The sequence below is a fragment of the Blautia sp. St.27G3 genome (assembly GCF_059728505.1).
Genome location: NZ_BAAGFO010000003.1, coordinates 181,721 through 196,505 on the forward strand (window position 1 = coordinate 181,721; position 14,785 = coordinate 196,505).

General features: G+C 44.3%; 18 protein-coding genes and 3 pseudogenes. 13 read left to right on the forward strand and 8 right to left on the reverse strand.

Features of this window, described 5'->3' with window-relative positions:
- Positions 1-183: 183 nt before the first annotated feature.
- A complete protein-coding gene (locus tag AC6I2O_RS14775) occupies positions 184-693 on the forward strand; it encodes a GNAT family N-acetyltransferase (RefSeq protein WP_497743079.1) in 510 nt (169 codons plus the stop codon).
- A gap of 534 nt (positions 694-1,227) precedes the next feature.
- Here AC6I2O_RS14775 and AC6I2O_RS14780 read toward each other — a convergent pair.
- The 7 genes from AC6I2O_RS14780 to AC6I2O_RS14810 form a co-directional block, all read right to left on the reverse strand.
- Positions 1,228-1,506 carry a GNAT family N-acetyltransferase gene (locus tag AC6I2O_RS14780; protein WP_497743344.1) on the reverse strand — a complete coding sequence of 93 codons (279 nt, stop codon included), beginning with the start codon at positions 1,504-1,506 and terminating at the stop codon, positions 1,228-1,230.
- Between the two features lie 289 nt (positions 1,507-1,795).
- Positions 1,796-2,512, reverse strand: a complete 717-nt coding sequence (locus AC6I2O_RS14785) for a DUF4405 domain-containing protein (RefSeq protein WP_120393704.1) — start codon at positions 2,510-2,512, stop codon at positions 1,796-1,798.
- A 20-nt stretch (positions 2,513-2,532) separates the two neighbouring features.
- Positions 2,533-3,285: a carboxymuconolactone decarboxylase family protein gene (locus AC6I2O_RS14790; RefSeq protein ID WP_497743081.1), complete on the reverse strand. Its 753-nt coding sequence runs from the start codon at positions 3,283-3,285 to the stop codon at positions 2,533-2,535.
- A gap of 39 nt (positions 3,286-3,324) precedes the next feature.
- Positions 3,325-4,362 (reverse strand): aldo/keto reductase, encoded by a 1,038-nt coding sequence (locus AC6I2O_RS14795; RefSeq protein WP_497743083.1) that lies wholly within the window; start codon positions 4,360-4,362, stop codon positions 3,325-3,327.
- A gap of 11 nt (positions 4,363-4,373) precedes the next feature.
- A complete protein-coding gene (locus AC6I2O_RS14800; protein WP_497743085.1) occupies positions 4,374-5,081 on the reverse strand; it encodes a flavodoxin in 708 nt (235 codons plus the stop codon).
- Positions 5,078-5,443, reverse strand: coding sequence for a MerR family transcriptional regulator (locus tag AC6I2O_RS14805; protein WP_120393689.1), 366 nt, complete (start codon positions 5,441-5,443; stop codon positions 5,078-5,080). Before AC6I2O_RS14805 ends, AC6I2O_RS14800 begins: the two co-directional genes overlap by 4 nt.
- A gap of 113 nt (positions 5,444-5,556) precedes the next feature.
- Complete coding sequence (locus AC6I2O_RS14810; RefSeq protein WP_497743087.1) at positions 5,557-6,426, reverse strand: LysR family transcriptional regulator; 870 nt, start codon at positions 6,424-6,426, stop codon at positions 5,557-5,559.
- A gap of 200 nt (positions 6,427-6,626) precedes the next feature.
- On the opposite strand from AC6I2O_RS14810, the pseudogene AC6I2O_RS14815 reads away from it, so the two are divergent.
- A pseudogene (locus AC6I2O_RS14815) lies at positions 6,627-7,216 on the forward strand (IS256 family transposase); the annotation flags it as partial.
- On the opposite strand, the pseudogene AC6I2O_RS14820 reads toward AC6I2O_RS14815, so the two are convergent.
- Positions 7,206-7,334, reverse strand: a pseudogene (locus AC6I2O_RS14820) (helix-turn-helix transcriptional regulator); the annotation flags it as partial. The pseudogenes AC6I2O_RS14815 and AC6I2O_RS14820 overlap by 11 nt on opposite strands.
- A gap of 153 nt (positions 7,335-7,487) precedes the next feature.
- On the opposite strand from AC6I2O_RS14820, the gene AC6I2O_RS14825 reads away from it, so the two are divergent.
- The 11 genes and pseudogenes from AC6I2O_RS14825 to AC6I2O_RS14875 form a co-directional block, all read left to right on the forward strand.
- Positions 7,488-7,676, forward strand: coding sequence for a helix-turn-helix domain-containing protein (locus AC6I2O_RS14825; protein WP_120393687.1), 189 nt, complete (start codon positions 7,488-7,490; stop codon positions 7,674-7,676).
- Entirely contained in the window at positions 7,669-8,361 is a 693-nt protein-coding gene (locus AC6I2O_RS14830; protein ID WP_120393686.1) for a response regulator transcription factor, read from the forward strand. Before AC6I2O_RS14825 ends, AC6I2O_RS14830 begins: the two co-directional genes overlap by 8 nt.
- 5 nt (positions 8,362-8,366) lie before the next feature.
- Positions 8,367-9,284, forward strand: a complete 918-nt coding sequence (locus tag AC6I2O_RS14835) for a sensor histidine kinase (RefSeq protein WP_120393685.1) — start codon at positions 8,367-8,369, stop codon at positions 9,282-9,284.
- Between the two features lie 134 nt (positions 9,285-9,418).
- A complete protein-coding gene (locus tag AC6I2O_RS14840) occupies positions 9,419-10,345 on the forward strand; it encodes an ABC transporter ATP-binding protein (RefSeq protein WP_007860248.1) in 927 nt (308 codons plus the stop codon).
- Positions 10,338-11,123 carry an ABC transporter permease gene (locus tag AC6I2O_RS14845; RefSeq protein WP_014080808.1) on the forward strand — a complete coding sequence of 262 codons (786 nt, stop codon included), beginning with the start codon at positions 10,338-10,340 and terminating at the stop codon, positions 11,121-11,123. The genes AC6I2O_RS14840 and AC6I2O_RS14845 overlap by 8 nt, the downstream gene beginning before the upstream one ends.
- Position 11,124: 1 nt before the next feature.
- A complete protein-coding gene (locus tag AC6I2O_RS14850) occupies positions 11,125-11,904 on the forward strand; it encodes an ABC transporter permease (protein ID WP_005933580.1) in 780 nt (259 codons plus the stop codon).
- A 16-nt stretch (positions 11,905-11,920) separates the two neighbouring features.
- Positions 11,921-12,289: a YxeA family protein gene (locus AC6I2O_RS14855; protein WP_120393684.1), complete on the forward strand. Its 369-nt coding sequence runs from the start codon at positions 11,921-11,923 to the stop codon at positions 12,287-12,289.
- Positions 12,290-12,771: 482 nt separating this feature from the next.
- Complete coding sequence (locus AC6I2O_RS14860; RefSeq protein WP_120393683.1) at positions 12,772-13,182, forward strand: RNA polymerase sigma factor; 411 nt, start codon at positions 12,772-12,774, stop codon at positions 13,180-13,182.
- A gap of 346 nt (positions 13,183-13,528) precedes the next feature.
- Complete coding sequence (locus AC6I2O_RS14865; RefSeq protein WP_120393682.1) at positions 13,529-13,732, forward strand: hypothetical protein; 204 nt, start codon at positions 13,529-13,531, stop codon at positions 13,730-13,732.
- A 123-nt stretch (positions 13,733-13,855) separates the two neighbouring features.
- Complete coding sequence (locus AC6I2O_RS14870; protein ID WP_497743090.1) at positions 13,856-14,122, forward strand: DUF6870 family protein; 267 nt, start codon at positions 13,856-13,858, stop codon at positions 14,120-14,122.
- 116 nt (positions 14,123-14,238) lie between these two features.
- A pseudogene (locus AC6I2O_RS14875) lies at positions 14,239-14,712 on the forward strand (recombinase family protein); the annotation flags it as partial.
- Positions 14,713-14,785: the final 73 nt, after the last annotated feature.

Sequence of the window (14,785 nt, forward strand, 5' to 3'; positions counted from 1 at the left end):
TTTATTAGGGAGAAAAACAGGTTTCCCAATGTCAATCAACACGCAGAAGTTGTTAACCTTTTTTGTTTTATCCTTCTTGACTTCTGTGAAATATATGTTATCTTTTTTATGACTTATGAAGCTTTAGCTGAAGCATTTACCGACAAAATAAACTGTCCATAGCAGCCAGCGAAAGGAAAAACAATGATTATAAGACAAGAACAAGCCAGCGATCACAATGCCGTCTATCAAATTATCAAAAGCGCTTTTTCCAATGTCACACATAGCGATGGAAGCGAACCGGAGCTTGTTGTTGCTTTGCGCCGCAGCAAAGCCTTTGTACCTGATTTATCACTTGTTGCGATTTGCAATGAAAACATCGTAGGCCATATCCTTTTTACGGAAGTAACTGTAAACGGGAAAACTGAGCTCGCACTCGCTCCTCTGTCCGTTTTGCCGTCTTATCAACGTCAGGGGATCGGTCTGGCATTGATAGCAGAGGGACATAGAATTGCCCGGGAATCTGGCTATGATTATTCCATTGTCCTTGGCCATCCGAATTATTATCCGAAAGCAGGATATCATCCTGCACGTCTGTATGGAATGAAACCTCCTTTTGAAGTTCCAGATGATAGCTTTATGGCAATTAAGCTGAATCCGGCCGCCGGACCGCTCAATGGCATCGTAAAATATGACCCTGCATTTGGTATATAATTTGTATTTTGATCGTTTCCATTGTGCTGATTTCTCTTATCTTTGTTAACGGCAAAAATGTGAATTTTATGCTAATATTTCTGGAATCACTCTGAAAAATGCTCCATTTGACTTTTGATCATTAATTGTTCATACCTCCACATTCTACCAGCTATGCGCAAGGAATTTGTTTTCAATTTAGCCGATACATCTTTTAATCGGCCTGTCTTTCCTGGATTAGAAAATTTAGAATTTCCCTTTGATATTTTGAATATACTTGTTTTTATATATCATCAGTTGAGGTGGAAACTGTTTTGATTTATTAAAGTTTAACGTATTGTTCTGGGAAACTTTTCACAGTAAATCCAACTAGATTTGGACAGAACCTATTGACTGCTTATAAAAGAAAAAAATATATAGCAGATACTCCTTAAATTACCTGCTATGTAAAATGATCCATATTATTCTGCCTATATGGGCTAATGTTATCATTTTGTTATTGCTGTTGATAACATTTGCTCTGTAACCGCGAATAAAACCACCAACAAACTGGAATTATCTATGAATATACATTCTTGACATATCGGGTCCATTATCGCTCTGAACCATGCACAAAAATTCCCAACCATATCTCTCATAAAATCCTATATGATCCGTGAGTAAATAGATTAGAGCTATATCTTTGGATTTCAAGTCATCTACAACCATATTAAGCAGATGTCCTGCAATTCCTCTGCAATGATATTCCTTTACTATATAAACCGCACCGCCATTTAGTTTTACGGTGATAAGGAAGTATTCAAAACAACTTATTATCAACGCCCGCAAACCCACATAAATCAAGAACAAAATAGCCTCTCCTAATCCAAAAAAGATAATTCTTTCCAAAATCAAAAACAAGATTTCTGAAAAAAAGGCCAATCTACACAAGGCAGCTTAACCTTCCAGGCAAGATTTAAGTCTTCAAAGTTCAAGTACAGCGGGAGCATATCATATAAAGCATTTGCTGCCGGTTTTTCACTTTTATTCTCTGGCATTGGAATATTTTCTGTTTTTTCAGTACCGCAGGCCGCCATTCCAAGCAGCATGCAGAACGACAGAAAAGCTATTATTCATTTTTTCATCAGGAAGCCTCCTTTTCTTTTTCCTGCTTATCTTTTTGAATATTATTTTGTCCATGTACTTTTCTTAACAGCTTTGCGAGATAATGTGCAATAAATATACAAAATCCCATCAATGCAAAATAATCTATATAGAACAGAAAGACAGATTCCCCGTAATCCAAAAACACAAATTCGCTTTTGAGCAGCAAATAAGTCAGAAAATCCCTTCTGATAAATACTGCTATCCCATACAGAGAAATGGCTGTACCAATGAAAAACAGCAAAATAGAGCGTATCTTTGATGATTTTCTTATCCGTATCCTCTTTTGAGCCATACGAATCACCATGTTCCAATGCAGACCGAGATGTACATTCATCAGTAAAAATCCCCAGTAAGAGCCTAAGATATGCAACCGCCTTGCCAACGCCATTCCTCCTTCAATCCGCATAAACGAAAATACATATCTTGACAAAACAATGCTGCTGTATAGTAGGGCAATCATAGAAAACCATGTCAGCATATCCATACCGACCTGAAAAACACGCATCAGTGAATATTTGCCCCGAAATAAATTTTTATGCCATCTCCAATTCAATATATGATGGACGGCAAACAGAACAAATATCCCCGCTCCCGCCCATTCGTGAGCTTCATCTCCCCAGAATTGATAGCCCATCAAGAACAGCAGCGCCACTGTCATAGCAGCATCAACGGCCCCTTTCCGTTTTCTGTTCATATTTCCGCCCACCACCTCTCTTATTTCAAACAACCATAGGAAGTATCATCCACTGCTTCCAGCCATTCGTTAAAAACCTCTGTACCGGAAACCTCAACCGCCAGATGCGAAAACCAGCTATCCGGTGCAGCGCCATGCCAGTGTTTCACTCCAGCCGGGATATTGATGACATCTCCGGGATTTAATTCCTGTGCTTCTTTACCCCATTCCTGATAATAACCGCGCCCGCCTACACAGATTAGAATCTGCCCGCCGCCGGAAGCAGCATGATGGATATGCCAGTTATTCCGGCATCCCGGTTCAAACGTAACATTGAAAATCCCCACCTGTTCAGTGGAAAGCGGCGCAAGATAACTCTGTCCGATGAAATACTGCGCAAAACCGCTGTTCGGTTCTCCAATCGGAAACAGCATATTCCTCTCATAGGTTTCCCTTTCGTCTTCCGTTGGTGATTCCTCTGTCCAGACATTCTTCGCCATCTTAAAAGCCGCCCATGCCTTCGGCCATCCTGCGTAAAATGCTGCATGAGTTAAAATCTCCGCGATTTCCTCTTTTGTAATCCCGTTATTCTTCGCACTCATCAGATGATACTGGAAGGAAGAATCCACCAGCCCCTGTGACATTAAAGATACCACCGTCACAACGGAACGGTCTCTTAGGGAGAGCTTTTCCTCCCTGTTCCACACCTCGCCAAATAATACGTCATCGTTTAGCTGTGCGAATTTTGGGGCAAAATCCCCAAGCTGATCTCTGCCTGCTGTCTGCTTTACCATAATCTTATCCTCCATTTTTTGCTCATGTCTGTACCTGCGTTATATTTTCTGATTTCCGGTAGACCATACATGGCTCTCTTTCGCAGAATCCTGCGTATTTTGCGCCATAACGCCCACCAAATTATGCGGAGCATAGGGTTCCTCCAAATAGGAAAGCTCCTCCGCTGACAATTCCAACTCTACTGCTCTTGCCGCTCCTTCGATATGATGGAGCTTCGTTGCGCCGACTACCGGAGAAGTAACCTTCGTCAAAAGCCATGCGAGGGAAACCTCCGTCATGGAAACACCTTTTTGCCCCGCCAGTTTCGCCACTCTGTCAATAATCACTCCATCCTGCCCTGCAGTAGAATCATATTTAAGCCTTGCATAGCTGTCCTCCTGCAAACGCTTAGAGTTTTCACCGGGAAGCCTTGCAAGCCTGCCTCCCGCCAGTGCGCTGTATGGCGTCATGGCGATATTGTCCTCCCTGCAAAGCTTTGCCATTTCCCGTTCTTCTTCCCTGAAAATCAGATTGTAGTGCCCCTGCACGGATACAAACTTTACAAATCCTTCTTTTTCCGCCAGTGCGTTTGCCTTTGCAAGCTGATAGGCAAAGCAGTTAGAAATACCGATATAGCGGGCTTTACCAGCTCTTACCACGTTATTCAAGCCTTCCATAATGTCATAAAGCGGCGTTTCATAATCCCACATGTGGGAAATATATAAATCCACATAATCCATGCCAAGATTAGCAAGGCTTCGGTTTATCATCCGCTCAATATGCTGTTGTCCAGTAATTCCGGCCCGGATATCATCCTGAGTACGGGGAAGAAATTTTGTTGCCACCACCATATCCTCGCGCTTTACCTGCTCCCAAAGCGCCCGGCCGAGATACTGCTCGCTGGTTCCACTTTGGTAAGCGATTGCCGTATCAAAGAAATTAACGCCCAAATTCAGCCCGCGGCGGATGATCTCACGGGAATGTTCCTCGTCAATCGTCCATGAATGCTGGCCGTTATTTGCATTGCCAAATCCCATACATCCCATACAGATGCGAGAAACTGTCAGATCGGAATTTCCAAGTTTTGTATATTGCATTATGCCACCGCCTACTCTACAAGTCCAAGTCCGCTCAGCCAGTTCGCCACTGCGTCCCCGGCATTTGCCGCCTGAGAGCTTCCCAAAGAAAGCCCGTCCAGAACCTCCGCATCCGGTTCCATACTTTCGATTGTACGGATGGTATTGGAAAATCCGCTGCCGCCGCTGGTAACAAACGGAACGATTGTCTTACCGGACAGATCGTAATCGTCCAGAAAGCTGTAAAGGATCATTGGCATATCTCCCCACCAGTTCGGAAAGCCAAGATACACCACCTCATAGCTGTCAAAATTCTCAATACTGCCGAAGATTGCAGGCCGCGCCCCATTCCTCTGTTCTTCCTGCGCAATATCCAAAAGCGCGTCATAATCATCTGTATAAGGCTCTGCCGGTACAAGACGGAAAGTATCCGCGCCTGTCTGATTTTGAATTTCCGCAGCAACCGCTTCCGTGTTCCCCGACCATGAGAAATATACAACCACCCCGGTTACCGCCATATCTTCCAGCTCCGTTTCTGACTCCGTGGCCTCCTCTGATGTATCCGCCGGTAGAGTGCTTTCCTCTGTTTCTGATTCGCTTTCTGTTTCTACTACCGGCGCTTTCATTGTACTCGGCTCCGGAATCGTAGATTCCTCCCCATTGTTTCCTGTATTCCCACAGGCTGCCAGTGCAAACGTCAACATACTCGCCATCATAACCGCGAATAATTTTTTCTTCATAATCTACTTCCTCCTTTGTTTGATTCCCGAATCTTGTGACGAAGATAATCCATTCGATCCAACTGCATTTCTCTGAAATGAATTTCATCAAGAGTAGCGCTGCGCCTTTTATTCAACATATGAAGCCTTTGCGCCTCGGTACTTTCTCCTTCCAGTGACAGGCGCATATAGCTTTCTACTTCGTCATTAAGAAAGCCGATGTCATGCAGCGTCATAATCATACTCAGCCGTTCTATATCCTGATCGTCATACTGCCATGCGCCCATGACCTTTTTTACAGCGCCGCATAATCCCCAGCTCTCATACTCACGTAGAATATCAAGGGGAATATTGTAACGTGTGCTTGCTTCATCAATCGTCATTCGTAAGCTCCTTTCCATAGATAATAAAAAATGCAGGCGTCCTCCTTGAACACCTACATTTTAATTTATTTTTTAAGAAACATCTAATACCTACATCAAATCTCTTATAATACCTAAAAAGCATTTTTAAGAAAACTCATAAATTGGGAAGTGGCCACTCCAAGCGTCTGATTCTTTTTCCAGACTAACACCGAACCCGTTTCTAATGTTGGAGCAAGTGGAATAAAGCATAAGTCTTCATAAAAAGCTACACCAAGATCAAAACATAGTGCAATGCCAACCCCACGTTCTACCATAGCCGCAGCATTTAAAATCAAATTATAGGTAGCCGCAATTTGAAGCCCCTCGTAATAATCCCCAAACCAACTGGCCAATTCATTTTTTACCAATTCCCGTTTTACCATGATTAGAGGCACACCTGTTAAATCCTCAGGATTGATAGATTTCTTCGCTGCCAATTCAGAATCTTTCCTTACCAATATACCCCATTTTTCTTTCTGCGGCATACGGATAAATTCATACTTCCCAACATCCACAGGTTCCATAAGAAGTCCTATATCTAAAATCCCTTTTTCAATCCGTTCTTTAATATCATCTGCGATTGCGCTGTGAATACTAAACTGCACAAGGGGATATTTGTGCTGGAATTTTCTGATCTGTTCCGAAAAAAAGAGCATACCTTTCGTTTCCCCACAGCCTATTGCGATTTCACCTGACAGCACATCTTTCTTATGGGAAAGCTCCTGAACCGTCTTATGGGACAATGAAACGATTTCCTGCGCCCGACGCTTTAAGAGCATACCGTCCTCGGTTAGAATAATACTGTGTTTGCTTCTATGAAACAATTTTACCCCTAATTCTTCTTCAAGCTGCATGAGCTGCCGGGAAAGTGTTGGCTGTGTAAGATGTAATAACGCTGCGGCCTTTGTAATATTTTCTTCTCTGGCAACCATCAGAAAGTATTTCAAAACTCTTAATTCCATAATTTTTGCCTCCTTAATTCCCCAAAATATTATAGTAGATTTTATCCTTATTTTCAACATATCATAAAACAAGAAATGCCTTTCAGTAATTTTATCAAATAAGTAATTTGGAGCTTGCTTTCACACCAAAAATGTGTAAGCTGTCACCCACAAGCCAAGCAGCCAGTACAAAATACAATCAAATCGAAAGGCGGAAATGCTTAGCTTCCATGTATGCCAAAGGCATGACAACAAACGATATCGAAAGCCATATGCGGGAATTGTCTGATATCGAGATTTCTGACAGTACCATCAGCAGAATCACAGACAAGATACTCCCTATTGTGAAACAATGGCAGCAAAGACCGCTGGAAGAGATATATGCGGTTGTTTTCATGGACGCTATCCATTATCATGTACGCAACGAAGGCCGGATTGTAAAACGTGCGGTTTATATTGAGATCGGTATTGATATGGAAGGCCGCAAAGATGTGCTCGGTATGTATGTTAGGCAGAATGAAAGTGCAAAATTCTGGCTCTCCATTTTGAACGGGCTGAGGAACTGCGGGGTGGAAGATATCCTGATTGCCTGTGTGGATGGGCTGACTGAATTCCTGCAGGCAGAAATCCAGCAGTACATCATCTATCAGATTCGAACACAACAAAGTTTGTTTCCTATAAGGAGATCAGACCCCTGATGGCTGATTTGAAGCGTGTATATGCGGCTCCTACAGAAGAGACCGCGCTGGCGAAACTGGACAGTTTTGATGAGAAATGGAGCAGGAAATATCCTAAAATAACAAAAACGTACGGGAGTCACGGTCTACTAATTCCGCAACATAGGCTTGTGTCCAGCCCTTTTCTTCTCTGGCTCTTTTGAGAGCCGCCCCGAGGCCGTGAAAGTCAAACCTTCTTTCATCTTGGTTCATTCTCATATCACCCTATATCATTCTACATTTCGTGTTAGATTATGAGAATGTAATGAAATTTTACATTAAGTAGTATTTTATTTCGCATCCGTGTAGGCTCTAACTTGTATTATTCGAGGTAGAGAACTATAATATATCCTGTGGAGGTGCGAAATGGACTATATGACATTGAAAGAGGCCGCCGAAAAGTGGGGCGTGACACCTCGTAGGGTAAATTATTATTGCGCTGGAGGGCGTATCCCCGGCGCTGTAAAAATGGCCGGTGTTTGGCTGATCCCTAAAACTGCGGAGAAGCCGATTGATGGGCGGACAAGACAAGGGAAGGAGTTGCGCCATGAATAAAATTTTGATTATAGATGATGACAGAGAACTGTGCGCTTTGATTAAACGCAGCGTACAATCAGAACATATAGAAGCCGATTTTTGTAATACCGGAAAAGAAGGATTGCAGAAATTAAAAGAGCAGAAATATCAGCTTGTGGTGCTGGATGTGATGATGCCCGGTATGGATGGCTTTGAAACGCTGGAAGAAATCCGCAAAGAAAACAGCCTGCCGATTTTGATGTTCACATCCAAAAATGACAGTGCTTCTAAAGTGCGGGGGTTACGGGCCGGTGCGGACGATTATCTGACAAAGCCGTTTGATATGGACGAACTGATTGCCCGTATTGCGTCCCTCATTCGCCGCTACACCCGCTTTAATCAGCAAGCCGGAGCCATGCAAAAACTGGATTTTGACGGATTGCAAATTGACCTTGAAAATCGTTCTGTCACTACGGAAAACGGCACTTTTGAACTTCCGCCAAAGGAATTTGATCTGCTCCTGTACTGTGCAAAGCATCAAGGAAAAATTTTGACAAAACAGCAGATTTATGAGGAAGTATGGGACGAAGAATATTTCTATGATGACAGTAACATTATGGCGATTATCAGTCGGCTTCGTAAAAAATTAGAAGTCAATCCTTCCAGTCCAAAGTATATCCAAACGGTCAAAGGGATTGGCTACCGCTTTAATAAGGAGGTGTAGCCGGCATGGAAATCATCGTTTTCTTGTCCATTGTGATTGCTGTTGTGGCTGTGTTGACTTCCATCGTTCTCGTTCGGCGCGTAAAAAAGCAAATAGCAGAAATGACCGACGCTCTGGTTGATGTGAAAAATGGAAATGGCAATCGGCGTATTTTGTCTGCAACAAATGAACTGACCGCACCTCTTGCCTATGAAATCAATGAGATCGTTGTGGCCTATGAAAGCAGACTTTCGATTGTCCGGCAGACAGAAGAAACCAACCGCCAGCTTATGACGAGCCTTTCTCACGATGTTCGGACGCCCCTTACCACTCTGATTGGGTATCTTGATGCTGCACACAAAGGACTGGTCACAGGAAAAGACCGGGATGATTATATTGAAACCGCCCGCCGGAAAGCTCATGATTTGAAAGAATATATTGATGTACTCTTTGACTGGTTCAAGTTAAATTCCGACGAGTTCGCTTTGGAAATCCAGCCTGTTGAGGCCGCAGAGCTGACAAGAAATATCCTGATTGACTGGATACCGATTTTTGAGGATAAACAGGTTGATTATGATATTGATATTCCTGAACAGCCTGTCTGGGTAAGACTGGATATGGACAGCTATATGAGGATCATCAATAATCTCATTCAAAATGTAATCGCTCACAGCCATGCGGACAAAATCAAAATTGTCCTGTCAAAGAAGGAAAATAACATGGAGCTGCTGCTGGCGGATAATGGAGTGGGAATTGAGAAAGAAGATTTGAAACACATTTTTGAACGGCTTTATAAGTGTGATAAAGGCCGGTCTGAAAAAGGCAGCGGTCTTGGTCTTTCTATTGTCCATCAGCTTGTAGAAAAGATGGGTGGAAGCATAACAGTTGAAAGTTTTCCGGGAAAAGGAACTGCATTTATGTTGCTTTTTCCTTTGGAGATTTAAGCGCGTTCCCGTCTTTATGGCGGGAGCCTTTGTCATTTTGCCGGATTTCAAATTGCAAGGTTAATGCAAGGTTGTGGCAAGGTTAATGCAAGGTTGGCGTGATAGAATACCTTACAGAACAGGAGGTTTTGAATATGGATACAAATTACATCATTGAAACAAAAAATCTGACGAAGCAATACGGCTCACAAAAGAGTGTGGCTGACTTAAATATCCATGTGAAGCGTGGGAGAATTTATGGTCTGCTGGGCAGAAACGGAGCCGGAAAAACCACTACCATGAAAATGCTGTTGGGCTTAACGAAGCCGACTTCCGGAGAGGTAAAAATCTGGGGAAAATCTTTGCAGGGGAATGAAAAGAAGCTGCTGCCCCGTATCGGCAGCCTGATTGAGTCCCCCGGCTTTTATCCTAATCTGACCGGCACAGAGAACCTGCGTATCTTTGCCACCCTGCGGGGGGTACCAAACAATCATGCCATCAAAGATGCTCTGGATCTGGTAGGACTGCCCTACAAAGATAAAAAGCTCTTTTCTCAGTATTCTCTTGGTATGAAGCAGCGGCTTGCCATCGCCCTTGCCGTGATGCACGATCCAGAACTTTTGATTTTGGATGAGCCAATCAACGGACTTGATCCCATCGGTATTGCAGAAGTACGCTCCTTTATCCGGGAGCTTTGCGACGCAAGAGGAAAAACGATTCTGATTTCCAGTCACATTCTTTCGGAGATTTCCCTGCTGGCTGACGATATTGGGATTATCGACCACGGCGCATTGCTGGAAGAAGAAAGCCTTGCTGAGCTGGAGCAAAAAAGCAGTAAGCATATCCGGTTTACGCTCTCTGATACTGCACAGGCGGCAAGAATTTTGGAACGCAATTTCCATGAAAACCATTTCTCCATACAGGACGACCACAATTTGCGCCTGCACAACCTTGATCTACCTGTGGGGAAAATTGTAACTGCCTTTGTAGAAAACGGATTGGAGGTATCAGAGGCGCATACCTGTGAAGAAAGTCTTGAGGATTATTTCAAGAGAGTAACAGGGGGTGAGGGAATTGCTTAAACTGGTTCAATGTGAGTTCGCGAAATTGAAGAGAAAAAAAATCATCCCGCTTGTGTTTTTGTCCGCTTTTTTATTTCCTATTCCCATTACCTTTCTGATGGCAACACCGAGAATGTTGGAGAAGTACCCAAATAAATCAGTCCTTTTTGATGGATTGTTCAATATGGTTATGGGATATGGCGTTATTTTTCTCTTGCCGTGTATCATCGGTGTCATTGCAGCAATGCTGTTTTTTATGGAACGGGACAATGACACTTTCAAAAATTTACGCACAATCCCGGTAACAAGTACACAGATGATTATGGCAAAGATCATTGTGCTATTTATTTTTGGAGTTATCTTTTGCCTTGCTTCCATGCTTGCTACCATTGTTTGCGGCAGTTTCTCAATGGAAGTGCATGGTCTTACCTATAAACTACTTGTTGCAGTTGAACTTGGAATATTCATTACAGCGGGAACTTTGCCGATTATCGTACTTGTGGTCTTTTTCAGCAAAACATACATCTTCTCCATTCTGCTATGTGTGTTTTACAGTGTAGTGAGCCTTACCGTCGAAACATTGTTCGGAACATTGCCTAAATGGTTATGTTGGCTCATGCCTATCCCGCTTACAACGCTCTGGGGTGCGGGAGATATGGTGAAACATGGGTTTCCATTGAATGTAAATGCCTTGGAAGCAATTATTCCCTCAACCTTTCAGACGGTTATCATTCTTGGGATAATGGCTGTTGCATCAATCTCATTGATCGACTTCTTATACAAGAAAAGGGGGGAATAAAATGTATCGGATCATTAAAACAGAATTATGGAAGTTAAAGCGGTATCATATCATTTGGGCTGGTATTCTGCTAATGCTTCTTTCCGTTGGAATTACTCTTTTTGCTTCTACTGCATTAGATGGTACAGTTTGGACTTTCCCTCATTTGGTCGAACGCGTCATTCAAAATAATACGACAACCATTTTTCCTATGTGCATTACTCTGATTGCAGGATATATCATTGCTCGTGAAAAATCAGATGATACCTTAAAAAGCATTATGACAATACCTGTTTCCTACCCTGCGTTGATTGGCGGAAAACTGATTGTTTGCGGTTTCCTGTCCGTATTTTTGGGTATGGCAAGTACATTTTTTACTGTCGCTGCGGAATTACTTGTTGGCTTTCCGGGATTTTCGGTAACAGCCGTAATACAGGCTTTGATACAGATCACCCTTAATACCTTATTTTTGTATATAGCCGTAACTCCGATTATAGCCTTTACCGCCCGTATTCCTAACGGGCACATGATAGGTGTTATTCTTGCATTTGTCTATGGCTACGGGGGAATGTTCGCAGCCGGAAATATGTCCCTTGCAAATCTCTATCCGATTACAGCGAGTATGGGACTGATCCAGTACCGAAGCCATGATGCGGCTGTTCATTGGAATATAGGCTTATGCAGCCTAAGTATGATAGTCGTCTTATTGATTTCTGTGGCTATTGTAGTTACAACAAAAAATGTTTCATCCGCAAAAGTTGTTAAAAAGCCGAAAAAAACCGCCCTCAAAAAAGGCTGGTAAACAGGAGGACTTACACATGAAGAAAAAAATATTGATTGGGATTGGTGCCGGTGCTTTCGTGGCAATCTGTTTTGGTATTTTCCTGCTTTCAGGTGCAGGCAGCACCTATTACTATTCACAGATCGACAACACCAAGATCGAGCAGACGGGATCTGCCGGAGGTGTAATTAACTTTGGGGGAAGCATGGACTACTCCTACACGCTGCGTTGTTATGACGAGGACGGAAACGAAAAGGACATTACCTTTGGAACATCGAGGGAATTGAAAGAGGACGCCTTTATTCGTCTGACGGTAATGCCCATTCGTGGAGTGCTGGAATGGGTTGAAGTTCAGTATGACGAGCTTCCCACAGCCGTACAAAAAGAATATACAGCACCGCAATAAAGAGAATAGATAATTGATTATCACCTAAAATATAGCTGCCGCACGACGGCAAAAGAAAAAAAGCCGTCGTACAGCAGACACATTTTCACGCGCCTATGAAACGGCGGCTTTGATTTTCAGAGCCGCCGTTCCTTTTCGTCTATCCTAAATCAACGACGACCTAACACCGTGTAAATCCACGGCGGCATATAGGAGGATTGCCGCCGTGTCTATTTTTGCCTTTTTTCACAATACCCATAATCTGCACCAACTAAAAAAAGCGTAGCTCCCCCTCCGGGGCAGTCTGGTTATGGATATGAAATTAGACGGTACATAAATGAATATATAACTTCATGCGTCTGTGTGGCTTTGTGTCGCCCAGGCGCTTTTTTGTACTTCGAGACAAATTGTCCCGAGGTGCGGGGCGGCTCCCCGGGATGCCGCTCTCCGCCGAGCCCCGTTTCGGTCACTCATCCACCCAACACCGAAACGGAGGTTTATTTATGACTACAATCAATCTGAAGGATTTTTATTATTGGTACACACAGGATCAGTTTATCGAGGTTTCTGACGAGATAGCCGAAGTATTTGTGGCCGATGCCCGGCACGAAATGGCCTACCAGCGGCGGCTCTCCCGGCATAAGGCGCAGTATTCTCTGGACTGCGATGACGGGATCGAATATTCCGCCTGCCTGCACGAGCCAACGCCCCAGGAGCTTCTGGAGCGCATGGAGCTGTTTATCCGTCTGTGGAACGCACTCAACTCTTTGCCGGAGATCCAGGGCCGCAGGATTGATGCCCACATCATTCTCGGAAAGAGCATCAAGGAAATTGCCGAGGCCGAGGGCGTACATGAGGAGTCTGTCCGCCAGTCGATCAAGCGTGGGCTTGAGCGCATGAAAAAAACTTTTTGATTTTTTCATTTTCCCCACTTGGAAATGATGAAAAAATGTCTCGGTTTATGAAAGGAGATATTCTTCTTTCCGCAGATAAACAGCGGCGGCCCCGGGCATAGTCCGGGGAGCCGGTCGGTGGGTGCGCTGTGACTTTTTCTTCGGAAGAACGAGCGAACAACACCAACACCGCAACTGGGCCGGGCCAACCCACGGCCACGATCCGGCATAGGACAGGCTGGCCGCCTGTCCCTCCGGGCCGCCCTCTAATCTGTGCGGGATCGCCGTTCCGAGAGTTGTTGTCTTTGGACAGGTCAAGAAAATGTGGGCGGCGATCCCTTAATTTTAGGAAAGCGAGGTACAGTCTATGAACTATGATCCCGCAGAATTGGCGGCCCTGTTATCCCAGCCGTGGAGCAACGGAGCCTGCCGTGGTTATGTGATTATGGCGATGGAAAACTGCGGCTTTGCTGGCGATGACATCCGCCGTATGATGGCCGAGCTCCATGAGCTATTTGACTTCGTTTCTCTGGAGGAGGCCGAAGCCCACTATCAAAAAAGCCTTTTCTGACTTCGAGACATTGTGTCCCAATGTGGAGCAAGACAAGAGGGTAGCATCGTTTGGGTGTTGCCCTCTTGCGTTTCCCCACGATATGCGGGAGGCGTATCCTATTTTTGATAAGGAGATTTTACCGTGAGATTAACGGCAAAGGAACTGGAACAAATGAAAAGCGTTGACATCGGCGCAGTGGCTCCCGAGTCCCTGCCGGATGTGAGTGGCATGGCCTTTGACACCTCTCTCCCCCAGGAGGAGCGGATCGCTCTGTTTTTGCAGGCGGTAGAAAATCCATACTGCTTTTGCATCGGTGGGATCGGTGTAAAAATTGAATTTGCGGAAAGCGGGCCGTCCTTGCAGGACATACTAACGGACTTCCTGCTCCGGCAAAAAAGCGGGCTGTAACTGCGGTTATGGCCCGTTTTTACTTCGAGACAAAGTGTCCCGAGGCGGAGGCATCCTTGTTGTCCCGCCCGGGCAGAGGTATAATATAGATGTAATGTGATAGGGAAGGAGGAACAATGGCACGAACAAAAAACAGAGGATTGCAACAGAGTTTCTCTCCCTCTTATACCGTCCGCCGCTGGCGGTTGGGCGAATACATCCGGCTTTCCAAGGAGGACTTGAAAAAGGGAAAGGACGACAGCAACAGCGTCATCAACCAGCGTGATCTGCTCAATGACTTTTACCAGAAGCATATCGGAGAATTTGAAAGTGTTTCCGAATATGTAGACGATGGGCACACGGGAACGGATGCCAACCGGGAGAATTTCCAGCGACTTCTTTCCGATGTAATGAGCGGGAAAATAAACTGCGTGGTAGTAAAAGACCTTTCCCGTTTTGCAAGAAATTACAGCGATGCGGGAAGTCTGATTGATAACCTGTTTGTTCAGATGGGTGTCCGCTTTATCAGTCTTGCTGAAAATGTGGACAGCTATCTCAACCCAGACAGCGTTTCCAGTATTATCGTCCCGATTACAAATGTGATGAAGAACACGAGGCATTTGGGAGGGGTAAACTGCTAATTTCTCTCCAATTCGACAAATCAGTGTGCAACAATCAAATATC

Excerpts from the sequence above, each read along its gene's own strand:
- AC6I2O_RS14775 (WP_497743079.1), top strand. The coding sequence starts at position 184 with ATGATTATAAGACAAGAACAAGCCAGCGATCACAATGCCGTCTATCAA.
- AC6I2O_RS14785 (WP_120393704.1), bottom strand. The coding sequence starts at position 2,512 with ATGAACAGAAAACGGAAAGGGGCCGTTGATGCTGCTATGACAGTGGCG.
- AC6I2O_RS14790 (WP_497743081.1), bottom strand. The coding sequence starts at position 3,285 with ATGGTAAAGCAGACAGCAGGCAGAGATCAGCTTGGGGATTTTGCCCCA.
- AC6I2O_RS14795 (WP_497743083.1), bottom strand. The coding sequence starts at position 4,362 with ATGCAATATACAAAACTTGGAAATTCCGATCTGACAGTTTCTCGCATC.
- AC6I2O_RS14800 (WP_497743085.1), bottom strand. The coding sequence starts at position 5,081 with ATGAAGAAAAAATTATTCGCGGTTATGATGGCGAGTATGTTGACGTTT.
- AC6I2O_RS14805 (WP_120393689.1), bottom strand. The coding sequence starts at position 5,443 with ATGACGATTGATGAAGCAAGCACACGTTACAATATTCCCCTTGATATT.
- AC6I2O_RS14810 (WP_497743087.1), bottom strand. The coding sequence starts at position 6,426 with ATGGAATTAAGAGTTTTGAAATACTTTCTGATGGTTGCCAGAGAAGAA.
- AC6I2O_RS14825 (WP_120393687.1), top strand. The coding sequence starts at position 7,488 with ATGGACTATATGACATTGAAAGAGGCCGCCGAAAAGTGGGGCGTGACA.
- AC6I2O_RS14830 (WP_120393686.1), top strand. The coding sequence starts at position 7,669 with ATGAATAAAATTTTGATTATAGATGATGACAGAGAACTGTGCGCTTTG.
- AC6I2O_RS14835 (WP_120393685.1), top strand. The coding sequence starts at position 8,367 with ATGGAAATCATCGTTTTCTTGTCCATTGTGATTGCTGTTGTGGCTGTG.
- AC6I2O_RS14840 (WP_007860248.1), top strand. The coding sequence starts at position 9,419 with ATGGATACAAATTACATCATTGAAACAAAAAATCTGACGAAGCAATAC.
- AC6I2O_RS14850 (WP_005933580.1), top strand. The coding sequence starts at position 11,125 with ATGTATCGGATCATTAAAACAGAATTATGGAAGTTAAAGCGGTATCAT.
- AC6I2O_RS14855 (WP_120393684.1), top strand. The coding sequence starts at position 11,921 with ATGAAGAAAAAAATATTGATTGGGATTGGTGCCGGTGCTTTCGTGGCA.
- AC6I2O_RS14860 (WP_120393683.1), top strand. The coding sequence starts at position 12,772 with ATGACTACAATCAATCTGAAGGATTTTTATTATTGGTACACACAGGAT.
- AC6I2O_RS14865 (WP_120393682.1), top strand. The coding sequence starts at position 13,529 with ATGAACTATGATCCCGCAGAATTGGCGGCCCTGTTATCCCAGCCGTGG.